The organism is Nonomuraea terrae, assembly GCF_004348995.1.
GTDB classification, from domain to species: domain Bacteria; phylum Actinomycetota; class Actinomycetes; order Streptosporangiales; family Streptosporangiaceae; genus Nonomuraea; species Nonomuraea terrae.
The window spans coordinates 18,912-31,414 of record NZ_SMKQ01000092.1 but is presented as its reverse complement, the minus strand read 5'-3'; the positions used below and the strand labels follow the sequence as shown (position 1 = coordinate 31,414).

The following is a 12,503-nucleotide window of genomic DNA, read 5'->3' as shown; positions in this document are numbered from 1 at the left end:
GGGCAGGACCAGCTCGTACGGCTCGACGTAGCGGGCGCTGGGGGCCTCGCCGTCCGGGCCGAGCAGCACCGGATGGTTGACCTGGCAGGAGTCGGCGACGTCGCGGGGGACGGCGCGGAGGTCGTACAGGCACAGCAGCGTCGCCGTGGCCGGGCGGAGGGCGGCGTTGAGCACGGACTCGCAGCGGATGAGCTCCCCGGTCTCACGCTCGGTCCTGCCCTGCCAGCCGGGCTCGCCGACGACGAGCGTGCGGCGGCCGCGGGTGTAGTCATGGCAGGCGGCCAGCATGCGGAACGGGTGGGCGTACCAGGAGGCGGGGCGGCGGGTCTCGACCCGATCGGCGTCGGGCCCCAGGGCCTCGGCCAGCAGGGGGAGCCTCGTCGTGATCATCAGCACGCGGCGGCCCTCGCCCAGCGCGGCCCGTACGCGCGGCACGACGAGGCCGAGTAAGGACGCGTCTGAGTCGTACGGCACCGCGACGTGCTGGAACGACTCACCGTCTGCACGTGCCCGGTCGGGGCGCACGGGCGAAACGTAGCAAGGCCGAAGTTACTGTGCAACGGCTATGAGAGCCACCGCGACGAGCGCGCAGCCCACCCCGGCGACCTGTACGCCCCGCAGCCGCTCCCCGAGCACGTGGCGGGCCAGCAGCAGCGTGCTCGCCGGGTAGAGCGAGACCAGCACGGCGACGAGGCTGAGCAGGCCGTCCTGCTGGGCCAGCAGGTAGAGCACGTTGGCCACCATGTCGAGCACGCCCGCCGCCACGATGGCGTGCAGCGAACGCGGGCCGGGCCTCAGGGTGCGCCGCGTGACCACGGCGAGCAGGGCGACCGTCGAGACCGACGACAGCCGGGCGCCCATCAGCGGCCACAGGCCGGCCTCGTGCGGCGCCATGGACAGCAGGATGAAGAACCCGCCGAACCCGGCGCCGGCCGCCAGCGAGATCAGGATCGACGACGCGCTGACCTGGCCGGAGCCCGACCTGTCCTGACTGACCAGGAGCACCGAGCCCAGCGCCAGCGCCACCCCCGCCAGCGCCCACGGGCCCGGCCGGTCGCCGGTCGCCAGCCCGAACACCACGGGCAGCGCGGCCGAGGTCACCGCGGTCGTCGGGGCCACCACCGACATGACCCCCGTGGCCAGCGCCCGGTAGAACAGCACCAGCCCGGCCGCCCCGGACAGGCCGGCGGCCACGCCCCAGGTCAGCGCGCGGGCGTCGAACGCGCCGGGCAGCAGCGGCAGCAGACAGCTCACCAGCGCCAGCCCGGCGATCTGCGAGACCACGACGACGGACAACACTTGGGAACGCTTCGTCGCCAGCCCGCCGAAGAAGTCGCCCGCGCCCATCACGATCGCACAGGCCGTCGCCAGGAGCATCGTCAACGGTCTGCCTCCAGTTCAATGTGTTGTACTGGCAGTACAGTACATAGAGTTCACTACACTGCCAAACGAATTCACTACACTGCACTTCTGTGGAAGACCCAGAGCTCATCACGCAGGCCATCGCCAACAACGTCCGCGCGCAGCGGGCGCACCGCGGGCTCACCCTCGACGCGCTCGCCGCCCGGTCGGGAGTGAGCAGAGGCATGCTCGTTCAGGTCGAGCAGGGGCGTACCAACCCGAGCGTCTCGACGCTCACGCGCATCGCCTCCGCGCTCGGCGTCACCGTGGCCCGGCTGGTGGAGGTCTCCGACGTACCGATGGTGCGCGTGGTCGACAAAGCCGACGTGGTGACGTTCCGTCAGGGAGGCGGGGAGGCGAAGCTGCTGGTCGGCGCGGACATGCCCGTGATCATGGAGCTGTGGGAGTGGCGGCTGGTCCCCGGCGAGCACCACGACGGCGACGCCCACACCCCCGGCACCCGCGAGATGCTCACCGTGCTCGACGGCGAGCTGACGCTCAGCGTGCACGGCAGGAGCCACGTGATCGGGCAGGGCGACGCCGTGCTGTTCACCGCCGACCGGCCGCACCGCTACGCCAACGCGGGCCCGGCCGACCTCAGGTTCGTGATGGTCGTCGCCGAGCCGCGCGAGACGCAGGACCAATAACGTCGAACGCCTCCCGGAAGCTCCGGCGGAGTTTCATCATGACCTCATGTCCTGGACGGCTGGCGCCCGTGGCTGGGTACATCCCTGGGTACGGGCCAGAACGCCTAACATCCGTCCCTGCCCGAAGTGAAGGTGGGACATATCCCCCCGTTGCTACGCCGACAGGAGGTCAGGTTGAGGTTCGCGGTTCGTCCGCCCCGGCCATCCGGAGCGTCCCCGCGCGGGCGGTCGCGGTGAGTGAGGCGCGGGCGGCGACGGAGAAGCTTGAGGCGGAGCTGCACGGTCTGGGCGTCACCAGCGCGTACGAGGTGGGCGACGGGGCCACGATCTCCGTGTGGATAGGGCTGGTCGTGCACTATAGAGATGGTTTTTACCGTTGGCAGGAAGGCCCGGTGAAACGTCGGCATCTGGGTACGGATCCGGCTGGATGTGCCATGCGCGTGGCGCGCCGCTACAGGGAGCTCCAGGCCGATATCCCACTCTGGTGGGACGACCTGGCCAAGGAGCTGCGGGGGGCACCGGTCCAGGACTATCCATAACAGGCTCCCGCATGCCACATTGCGGGGGGAAACATGCGCGTATGGGTCCTGCCCGTGGCCCTGCTCGCGCTGGCAGGCTGCGTCAGCCACGCGCCGCCGCGCCGCGAGCCCGGCCACCCGATCCTTCCGGCTGCCCTCCCTGCGGGCCTGCCGACGGGCCAGCCGACAGGCGCCCCGGCTGGGCGACCGGTACCGGCCGGCCGTGACGTCGACTGCGGTCTGCTCAAGTGTGTGGCCCTGACCTTCGACGACGGACCCAGCCGGCACACCGGGGGGCTGCTCGATCTGCTCAGGCAGCGTGCCGTGCGGGCGACGTTCTTCGTCGTCGGCGAGATGGTCGCCGCCGACCGGCACGGCGAGACCGTACGCCGCATCGCCGCCGACGGCCACGAGCTCGGCAACCACTCCTGGAGCCACCTGTCCCTGACCGGCCTGCCGCGGCGCGCGGTCAAGCGCCAGCTCACCCACACCGAACACCTCGTACGGCAGCTGACCGGGGTGCGGATGCAGGTGATGCGGCCGCCGTACGGGTCGACGGACGCGCGGGTCGCCGCCGAGACGCGCCGCGAGGGCCTGGCCCAGATCCTGTGGAACGTCGACACGTTCGACTGGCGCGACCACGAGCCCGCGAAGGTGGCCGCCCGGGCGGCGCACGCGCGGCCCGGCTCGATCATCCTCATGCACGACATCCACCGCAGCACCGTCAAGGCCGTCCCGGCCGTGCTCGACCGGCTCGCCGCGAAGGGCTTCACCTTCGTCACCGTCTCGGAGCTGTACGGGAACGGCCCGGTGCCGGGGCGTACGTACGGGGCGCGCTGAGCGCGTGGCACCCTTGTCGGCATGGGTTTCACCGGCTTCCCCGACGAGGCGTTCCTGTTCTACGAGGGCCTCGAGGCGGACAATTCCAAGATTTACTTCGGTGCGCACAAGCACCTCTACGAGCAGGCCGTGCGTGCTCCCATGCTGGCGCTCACCGAGGAGCTCGGACCGGAGTTCGGGGAGGCCCACCTGTTCCGGCCGTACCGTGACGTACGGTTCGCCAAGGACAAGTCGCCGTACAAGACGCATCAAGGCGCCTTCGTCGAACGGATGCCCGGGATCGGGCTCTACGTCGAGATCAGCGCGGAGGGGCTCTTCGCGGCGGGCGGCTGCTACACGCAGGCCTCCGACCAGGTGGCCCGCTACCGCGCGGCGGTGGACGAGGACCTGTCGGGCAAGCCGCTGGCCGCCATCACGGGGGCGCTGACGGCGGCCGGCTACACGCTGTACGGCGAACGCCTGAAGACCAGGCCGCGCGGGTTCGGCGAGGACCATCCGCGCATCGAGCTGCTGCGGCACCGGTCGCTGTTCGCGGGGATGCGCTTCGAGCCTGAGGAGTGGGTGCACACGGCCGAGGCGCGCGACCGGGTGGCGCGCACGTGGCGCGACGTCGAGCCGCTGGTCGACTGGCTGGGCACCCACGTGCGCGGCAGCGAACTGCCCCGCCGCTGAACGACACCCCCGCCCCGCGGACAACCGCGCCGGGGCCTCCCGCAGACGGCACCCGCGGTCCACCGGCGCGTGGTCCACCGGCGTGTGCGGCCCACCGGCGTGCGCGGCCTCCCACAGACACCCGCGCTCCCTGAAAGACGACCGCCCGGCCTCCCGATGGGAAGGCCGGGCGGTGGGAGAGCGACGTTACGCGCGCTTGGCGCGGGCGGCGGCGCGGCCGCGGATGGCGGCGTCGAGGACCACCTTGCGGATGCGCACCGCGTCAGGCGTGATCTCCACGCACTCGTCCTCGCGGATGAACTCGAGGGCCTGCTCCAGCGACAGGTTGCGCGGCGGGATCACCTTCTCGGTCTCCTCGCTGGTGGAGGAGCGCATGTTGGTGAGCTTCTTCTCCTTGGTGATGTTGACGTCCATGTCGTCGGAGCGGGAGTTCTCGCCGACGATCATGCCCTCGTAGACCTCGGTCGTCGGGGAGACGAACAGCGTTCCGCGCTCCTGCAGGTTGAGCATCGCGAACGCGGTCACCGGGCCGGACCTGTCGGCCACCAGTGAGCCGTTGTTGCGGGTGCGCAGCTCGCCGAACCACGGCTCGTACGAGTCGAACACGTGGTGCACCAGGCCGGTGCCGCGGGTCTCGGTGAGGAACTCGGTGCGGAAGCCGATCAGGCCGCGCGCCGGCACCACGAACTCCATGCGGATCCAGCCGGTGCCGTGGTTGGTCATGTGCTCCATGCGGCCCTTGCGGACGGCGAGGAGCTGGGTGATCGCGCCGAGGTATTCCTCCGGGCAGTCGACCGTCAGGCGCTCGACCGGCTCGTGCACCTTGCCGTCGATGACCTTGGTGACGACCTGCGGCTTGCCGACGGTCAGCTCGTAGCCCTCGCGGCGCATCTGCTCGACCAGGATGGCCAGGGCCAGCTCGCCGCGGCCCTGCACCTCCCACGAGTCGGGGCGGTCGGTGGGCAGCACGCGCAGCGAGACGTTGCCGACCAGCTCCTTCTCGAGCCGGTCCTTCACCATGCGGGCGGTGACCTTCGAGCCCTTGACCTTGCCGACCAGCGGCGAGGTGTTGGTGCCGATGGTCATCGAGATGGCCGGCTCGTCGACCGAGATCAGCGGCAGCGGGCGCGGGTCCTCGGGGTCGGCCAGCGTCTCGCCGATCATGATGTCGGGGATGCCGGCGATGGCGATGATGTCACCGGGGCCGGCCTCCTCGGCCGGCTTGCGCTCGAGCGCCTCGGTCATGAGCAACTCGGTGATCTTGACGCGCTGGATCGTGCCGTCGGTGCGGCACCAGGCCACCTGCTGCCCCTTGCGCAGCCGACCCTGGTGGATGCGGCACAGGGCGATGCGGCCGAGGTAGGAGGAGGCGTCGAGGTTGGTGACGTGGGCCTGCAGCGGGGCGCTCGGGTCGTACGTGGGCGCCGGGATGGTCGACTTGATGATGTCGAACAGCGGCTCCAGGTCGGGCGAGTCGGGCATGCCGCCGTCTTCTGGGCGGTTCATCGAGGCCCGGCCGGCCTTCGCGGAGGCGTAGACGATCGGGAAGTCGATCTGCTCCTCGGTGGCGTCGAGGTCCATGAACAGCTCGTAGACCTCGTCGACGACCTCCTTGATGCGGGCGTCGGGGCGGTCGACCTTGTTGATGCACAGGATGACCGGCATCTTGGCGGACAGCGCCTTGCGCAGCACGAACCGGGTCTGCGGCAGCGGGCCCTCGGAGGCGTCGACCAGCAGCACGACGCCGTCGACCATGGAAAGGCCGCGCTCGACCTCTCCGCCGAAGTCGGCGTGGCCGGGCGTGTCGATGATGTTGATGGTCATGCCGCCGTGCTGCACGGCGGTGTTCTTCGCGAGAATGGTGATGCCCTTCTCGCGCTCCAGATCGTTGGAGTCCATGACGCGGTCGTCGACATCCTGGTTGGCGCGGAATGCCCCGGACTGCCAGAGCATGGCGTCGACCAGCGTGGTCTTGCCATGGTCGACGTGCGCGATGATCGCGATGTTCCGCAGGTCGTCGCGGCTGTTCAAAGGCATGATGACGTCTCGCTCTGTGTCGTGGGGCTCGCCGCGCGAAGTCGCGACTGCATAAGTCTAGTTGATCCTCCCTGATGGAAGGAGCGGGACGACATGGCGGCGGGCGTACGCGCAGGTTACGCGCACCTACATAGCGGGTTGCACAATTGTGCGCATGGCAAGCCGGGCGGGGCTCCTTAGATTGTCGGCATGACCTGGACAGAGCTGGTGATGGCGGCGGCACCTATACAGGGCGACCAGCCGGCGGTCAGCGACGTCCGGACCGGCGAGGTGCTGTCGTACGCCGCGTTCGCCAGACGGGTCGGCCGCGCGGCCGGTGGGCTGCGCGACCACGGGTTGCGCTACGGCGACCGGGTTCTGGTCGACCTCCCGCTCGGCGCGGCGCTGCCCGTGGCGGTGCACGCCGTCGCCTGGGCCGGCGGGATCGCGGTGCTCGCGCCGTCCGGCCCGGCCCGCATGCTGATCACCCAGCACGAGGTCCCCCCGGCGGCCGAGGTCGAGCACGTCTTCACCCTGCGCCCCGCGCCGGGCGCCAAACCGTTCGCCGAGCTGCTGGCCGGCGGCACGGTCGAGTTCGGGCCGCTCGCGGGGCCCGCCCTGTCCCTCGACGGCGAACGGCTGCTCGACAACGACGAGCTGGCGACCGACCTGCGCAGGCTCGCCACCCGCCTGGTCATCGGGAAAGACGACATCGTGATCAACGCGGTCAGCGAGCCGTTCCGCGGCCTGCGGGTGATCGACCTGGCGATGACGGCCGGCGCCCACGTCGTGGTGCCCCACGAGCCGACCCTGATCGGCTGCCGCGTGCTGGCCGCCGAGCGCCGGGCCACCGTCGTGGTGGCCCCGTACGACCTGGCCAGGCGGCTGCTCGGCGACCCCGTTCTGCGCGTCGTCGACGAAAGGGCGGTCGTCAGCTCGCTTGGCCTGTGAAAAGTGCGACACTGTGGGAGAGTGTGATCCTTCCGCGACGCAGGGTGACCACATGCCAGACTCCCCCCGGCACAACCTTCCGGCCGACCCCAACCGTTTCGTGGGCCGCGAGCGCGATCTGCATGATCTGCGCGGCCTGTTCGCCGAGACGCGCGTGGTCACTCTCTGTGGTGTCGGCGGCATCGGCAAGACGCGGCTGGCCCTTCAGGTCGCCGCCGGGCTGACGGCCGCCCATCCCGACGGGGTCTGGCTCGTCGAACTGGCCGGGCTGCGCCGCCCCGAGCTCGTCGACCAGGAGATCGCCCGGGTGCTCGGCGTACGCGAGGAGAGCGGCCGGCCGCTGCTCGACACCGTCGCCGGCCGGCTGCGCGACCAGCGCTGCCTGCTGCTGCTCGACAACTGCGAGCACCTGGTCGACCGGTGTGCAGAGGTGGTCGAGGCGCTGGTCGCGGCCTGCCCGCCGGTGCGCGTGCTGGCCACGAGCAGAGAGCCGCTGCGCATCGCCAGCGAGCTGATCTGGCGGGTGCCGCCGCTCGACCTGCCTGACAAGGTGACCGCCGACGCTGAGTCCGTGCAGCTCTTCCTCGACCGCGCGGCGGCGGCGGGCACCCGGCTGGGCCCGGAGAGCCTGCCCGACGTCGTACGGCTGTGCCGGGCGCTCGACGGGCTGCCGCTGGCGCTGGAGCTGGCGGCGGCCCGTACGCGCCTGCTCAGCCCCGGGCAGATCGCCGACCGCATCGACGACCGGTTCTCGCTGCTCACCACCGGCGGGCGCACGGCCCCGGCCCGGCAGCGCACGCTGCTGGCCGCCGTCGAGTGGAGCTACGACCTGCTGGCGGACAAGGAGCAGGTGCTGCTCAGCCGGTTGTCGGTGTTCGCCGGTGACTTCGACCTCGACCTGGCCGAGCGGGTCTGCGCCGGGCCGCCCATCGCCGCGGGCGAGATCGTCGACCTGCTCGGCGGCCTTGTCGACAAGTCGCTCGTGTTGTGCGACGAGAGCCGCTACCGCCTGCTGGAGACCATCAGGTGCTTCGCCGTCGGACGCCTGCGGCAGGCCGGCGAGCAGGAGGCGCTGCGGCAGCGTCACCTCGACGTGCTCTGCGAGCTGCAGGAGCGCTATTTCCTGGCGGAGATGGTCGAGCCGCGCGTGCCGTGGCCGCGCCGGCTGGAGGCGCTGACCGCGACCAGGACACTCCTGCCCGACCAGCGGGCGGCGCTCGACTGGGCCGCCGCGTCCGGCGACGTGGGGCTGGGGCTGCGGCTGTGCCGGGCCAGCACGGGGCTCTACCCCATCGGGGGCAACCTGGCGGAGATCGTCGGCTGGCTGGAGCGGCTGCTCGCGCTCGACGTGTCGGGCCTGACGGAGGACGAGATCGCCTACACCAAGGCGTGCCTGGCGTACGGGCTGGAGACGCGCGACGAGCTGGGCCGCGCGCTGGAGATGGCGCGGGAGGCGCTGGCCGGCCTCGCGCCCGGCAGCCTGTTCCCGCGCTGCGTCGTGCACAGCCTCATGGTCGTGCTGCTGCTGCGCATGGGCCGCGCCGACGACGCGCTGCGCCACGCCGAGCAGGGCCTGGCGATCGCCGAGCGCTCCGGCGACACCTGGAACCAGGCCGCGGGCCTGGCCGGGCTGTCGGCGGTGGCGCTGACCCGCGGCCGCCTGCGCGAGGCGCAGCGCCACGGCGAGGAGGCGCTGGTCAGGGCGCGCGAGCACGGCCACCGCTGGATCATGGCCAGGACGGCCGGTCAGCTCGGCGCGGTGGCCGAGGCCCGCGGCGACCTGGTGACCGCCAAGGCCCAGTACGAGATGGCCGAGCCGTGGCTGCGCGAGGTCGGCGGCTACCTCGACCTGGCGCGCTGCCTGGCCAGGATCGGCCGGGTGGCGGCGATGCTGCACGAGTTCGCCGCCGCGCGCGAGCGCCTTGCCGCCAGTTTCGCGCTGGGCCGGGAGACGGGCCAGCGTCAGGGCGTGGCCCGGTGCCTGGTGGGGCTTTCGGTGCTGGCCGAGTACGAAGGCGACCTGGAGGGCGCGGTGCTGACGGCCGCCGCGGCGGCGGCGCTGCGCGAGTCGATCGGCCAGCACTCCGCCACGATCCGCATCGAGGAACTGCTCGGCCGGGCCCGCACCAAGCTCGGCGACGGCCGCACCGCCGGGCTGTGGTCACGCGGCCGGGCGATGCGGCCCGACGACGCCGCCCGCCACGTGCTGGAGGGCCGGCGGGCGCCGGCGCGCGTGCCCGTGCCGGCCCGGTCCGTACGCCCGTCGCTGCTGACCGCGCGCGAGCACGAGATCGCCGGCCTGCTCACCCGGGGGCTGTCCAACCGGGCCATCGCCGAGGAGCTGGTCATCAGCCCGGCGACGGTCGCGCGGCATATCGCCAACATCATGGAGAAGCTCGGCTACACCTCGCGGGCGCAGATCGCGGTCTGGGCGTCGGAACACCATCAGGCGCCGCCGAGAGCTTCTGCATAGGGATCTGCATATTCCGCCCCATGTGTCCGGGAGGTGCCCTCCCTAACGTTGGGCGGTATGGACGAGCGCATCGTGATGGTGGACTCGGGGACCGGCCTGAGGCTCACCGAGGAGCAGCTGGACGAGATGTCCGCGATGGCGACCGTTCAGCTGCGGCGCAGGGGGGTGCGCGAGGGCGACGGCGTGCTCGTGTGCCTGCCCGCGGGGCCCGACCTGCTGGTGGCGTTCGTGGCGGTGATGGCCGCGGGCGGCGTGATCTGGTCGCTGCCCGCCGACCTCGACGCGGGCACGCTGCGCGAGCTCGTCCGGGGGAGCTGCGCGCGGGTGATGATCTCCAACGTCCCGCCGGCCGTCGACGCGGCCGACGAGTCACGCGTCCGCGTCGTCATGGGCGTCGACGACCTGTGCGCGCCACACCCGCACCCTGTCTGAGCTCGGCGGGGAGCGAGCCTAAGCTCGTTCTCATGCCTTTCGCGTCCCATTTCCCCGTCATGCTGCGCACCGAGGACGGGGTCCGCATCGACGCCGCGCACACCCCGTCCCGCCGCACGGACGTGGGCATCGTGCTGGCGCACGGCTTCACCGGCTCCTGGCGCGACCGCACCGCGCGCCGCATCGTCCACGTGCTGAGCGGTTACGGCGGCGTGCTCGCCTTCGACTTCCGCGGCCACGGCCGCTCCGGCGGTCTGACCACGGTCGGCGACCTGGAGGTCCTCGACGTCGAGGCCGTGGTCCGGCACGCCCGCGTGGTGGGCTACTCCAAGATCGCGGTCGTGGGCTTCTCGATGGGGGCGGCGGTGGCCGTACGCCATGCCGGGCTGCGCGGCGGGGTCGACGCGGTGGTCTCGGTGAGCGGCCCGGCCCGCTGGTACTACCGGGGCACCCGGCCGATGCGGCAGGTTCACTGGGTCATCGAGCGGCCGGTCGGGCGGTGGGCGGCGCGGATCGCCAAGCGCACCAGGATCGCCCGGGGCCCCTGGGACCCGATCCCGATGCCGCCCCACGAGGCAGTCGCGCTGATCACGCCGACGCCGCTGCTGATCGTCCACGGGGACGCCGACACGTTCTTCCCGGTGGAGCACGCCGAGCAGCTCTACGCGGGCGCGCGCGATCCCAAGGAGCTGTGGGTCGAGCCCGGATACGGGCACGCGGAGACCGCCGCCACCCCGGAACTCATCGGCCGGATCGGCAAATGGATTTCCGCCAACCTTTCCTGAGTAATCCACGTCTATCTAGGACGTAAGGAAGGAAACCGCCGGGAGAAAGTCCCTCCGGAAAAAAACCGCCCCTGCGGCGGGGTTGGGACATACTTCTGGTAGCCGGACGGTCGCCGAGCGTGCTCTTGGGGGGTGGCGCGGGCGGCCGCGGGGTTCCGCATCCAGCGTCGCGGGGGCGCGCTGGGTGCGTCCGGCCGCGCGAGGGCCCCGTAGCCCGGGGCCCTCGGCGCGGCGGGGGCTAACCGAGCCGCGAGATGGTCTTGTACTCCAGGTAGGCGCTCAGTCCTTCGGGGCCGAGTTCGCGGCCGACGCCGCTGGCCTTGTAGCCGCCGAAGGGCGCGTTGGTCTCCAGCATGAAGCAGTTGACGCCGTACGTGCCGGTGCGGACCTGGCGGGCGACGTCCATGCCGTGCTCCGGGTCGGCGGTCCAGACGGTGCCGGCCAGGCCGTAGTCGCTGTCGTTGGCGATGCGGATCGCGTCGGCCTCGTCCTCGAACGGGATGACGGCCAGGACCGGGCCGAAGATCTCCTCGCGGGCGATGCGCATGTCGTTGGAGACGCCGGCGAAGACGGTGGGGGCGACGTACCAGCCCTTGTCGTACGGCCGGTCGAGGCCGCCGACGACGACCTTGGCGCCCTCGTCCATGCCGATCTTGATGTAGCCCTCCACGCGCTCCTGCTGGCGCTTGGCCACCAGCGGGCCGATGCCGGTCGCCGGATCGGCGGGGTCGCCGACGGCCTGCGCCTTGACCATGCCGGCGACCGCGTCCACGACCTCGTCGTAGCGGTTGCGGGAGGCGAGGATGCGGGTCTGGGCGACACACGCCTGACCGTTGTTCATGAGGGAGGCCATGGCCAGGAAGCCCATGCTGGAGGCCAGGTCGGCGTCGTCCAGGACGATCGCGGCCGACTTGCCGCCGAGCTCCAGGCTGACCCGCTTGAGCTGCTCGCCGCAGATGGCCGCGATACGCCGGCCGGCGGCCGTCGAGCCGGTGAAGGCCACCTTGTCCACGCCGGGGTGCGAGACCAGGTGCTCGCCGACCTCGCGCCCGGCCACCACGACGTTGAACACGCCCGCCGGGACGCCCGCCTCGGCCGCCCACTCGGCCAGCAGGTACGCGTCCAGCGGCGTCTCCGGCGCCGGCTTGAGCACGATCGTGCACCCGGCCAGCAGCGCGGGCGCCACCTTCGTCATGGTCACGAACTGCGGCACGTTCCACGGCACCACGGCCGCCACCACGCCCACCGGCTCCCGGCGCACGGTGATCGGCCCGAACACGCCCTGCCGCTGCTCCTCCTGCTCGAACGTCCTGCCGAGCTCGGCGTAGAACTGCAGCATGCCGAGCGGCTGGGGTGCCTGCGCGAGGTTGGAGAAGGTGATCGGCGAGCCCATCTCCTCGGTGATGAGCTGCGCCATCTCGCTCTGGCGCTCGTTGTAGATCGCGGCCAGGCGGGCGATCACCTCGGCCCGCTCGGCGAACGTCATCCGCGGCCACGGCCCGTGGTCGAACGCCTCCCGTGCGGCGGCGACCGCGCGATCCATGTCCTCGGCGGTGCCGTCAGGCACGCGGCCGACGACTTCCTCGGTGTGGGGGGAGATGACGTCTAACGTGCCGGTACCCGCTGGGTTCACCCATTCGCCCCCGATGAACAGCTTGTCGTGCTGGCGCATGTCGTGAGCCTCCTGCTGGCCGAATGCTTGCTGTCAAGGCGACCGAACCATGTTCTGTCCGGAGGCGCAAGGGACGTCGGCCCCCGCAAAGTCGGG

The 12,503-nt window shown here is 71.7% G+C and carries 11 protein-coding genes; 7 read left to right on the top strand and 4 right to left on the bottom strand.

The window, feature by feature from the left end:
- Both E1286_RS26085 and E1286_RS26080 read right to left on the bottom strand, forming a co-directional pair.
- On the bottom strand, positions 1-525 hold a 525-nt coding region (locus E1286_RS26085), incomplete at its 3' end, for an MEDS domain-containing protein (RefSeq protein ID WP_187368223.1).
- A gap of 24 nt (positions 526-549) precedes the next feature.
- The gene (locus E1286_RS26080) at positions 550-1,377 is read right to left on the bottom strand and encodes a DMT family transporter (protein WP_132616399.1); all 828 of its coding nucleotides are present in this window, start codon (positions 1,375-1,377) and stop codon (positions 550-552) included.
- Between the two features lie 95 nt (positions 1,378-1,472).
- On the opposite strand from E1286_RS26080, the gene E1286_RS26075 reads away from it, so the two are divergent.
- The 3 genes from E1286_RS26075 to E1286_RS26060 all read left to right on the top strand — a co-directional run bounded on the left by E1286_RS26075 (position 1,473) and on the right by E1286_RS26060 (position 4,078).
- Positions 1,473-2,048 carry a helix-turn-helix domain-containing protein gene (locus E1286_RS26075; RefSeq protein WP_132616389.1) on the top strand — a complete coding sequence of 192 codons (576 nt, stop codon included), beginning with the start codon at positions 1,473-1,475 and terminating at the stop codon, positions 2,046-2,048.
- Between the two features lie 572 nt (positions 2,049-2,620).
- The gene (locus E1286_RS26065) at positions 2,621-3,406 is read left to right on the top strand and encodes a polysaccharide deacetylase family protein (protein WP_132616385.1); all 786 of its coding nucleotides are present in this window, start codon (positions 2,621-2,623) and stop codon (positions 3,404-3,406) included.
- A 21-nt stretch (positions 3,407-3,427) separates the two neighbouring features.
- Positions 3,428-4,078 carry a DUF2461 domain-containing protein gene (locus E1286_RS26060; RefSeq protein ID WP_132616383.1) on the top strand — a complete coding sequence of 217 codons (651 nt, stop codon included), beginning with the start codon at positions 3,428-3,430 and terminating at the stop codon, positions 4,076-4,078.
- A gap of 186 nt (positions 4,079-4,264) precedes the next feature.
- On the opposite strand, the gene typA is transcribed toward E1286_RS26060, so the two are convergent.
- On the bottom strand, positions 4,265-6,115 hold the full coding sequence (gene typA / locus E1286_RS26055) for a translational GTPase TypA (protein WP_132616381.1): 1,851 nt from the start codon (positions 6,113-6,115) through the stop codon (positions 4,265-4,267).
- A gap of 189 nt (positions 6,116-6,304) precedes the next feature.
- On the opposite strand from typA, the gene E1286_RS26050 reads away from it, so the two are divergent.
- From E1286_RS26050 to E1286_RS26035, 4 genes are read left to right on the top strand one after another with little or no spacing between them, the layout of a single operon-like run.
- Positions 6,305-7,045 (top strand): AMP-binding protein, encoded by a 741-nt coding sequence (locus tag E1286_RS26050; protein WP_132616379.1) that lies wholly within the window; start codon positions 6,305-6,307, stop codon positions 7,043-7,045.
- Between the two features lie 52 nt (positions 7,046-7,097).
- Positions 7,098-9,518, top strand: a complete 2,421-nt coding sequence (locus E1286_RS26045) for a LuxR C-terminal-related transcriptional regulator (protein WP_132616377.1) — start codon at positions 7,098-7,100, stop codon at positions 9,516-9,518.
- Positions 9,519-9,575: 57 nt separating this feature from the next.
- Entirely contained in the window at positions 9,576-9,950 is a 375-nt protein-coding gene (locus E1286_RS26040) for an AMP-binding protein (protein WP_132616375.1), read from the top strand.
- A 32-nt stretch (positions 9,951-9,982) separates the two neighbouring features.
- On the top strand, positions 9,983-10,735 hold the full coding sequence (locus E1286_RS26035; protein WP_246075156.1) for an alpha/beta hydrolase: 753 nt from the start codon (positions 9,983-9,985) through the stop codon (positions 10,733-10,735).
- Between the two features lie 238 nt (positions 10,736-10,973).
- Here the strand turns inward: E1286_RS26035 and E1286_RS26030 are convergent, their stop codons facing one another.
- Complete coding sequence (locus E1286_RS26030) at positions 10,974-12,407, bottom strand: aldehyde dehydrogenase (RefSeq protein WP_132616373.1); 1,434 nt, start codon at positions 12,405-12,407, stop codon at positions 10,974-10,976.
- Between the last annotated feature and the right edge of the window lie 96 nt (positions 12,408-12,503).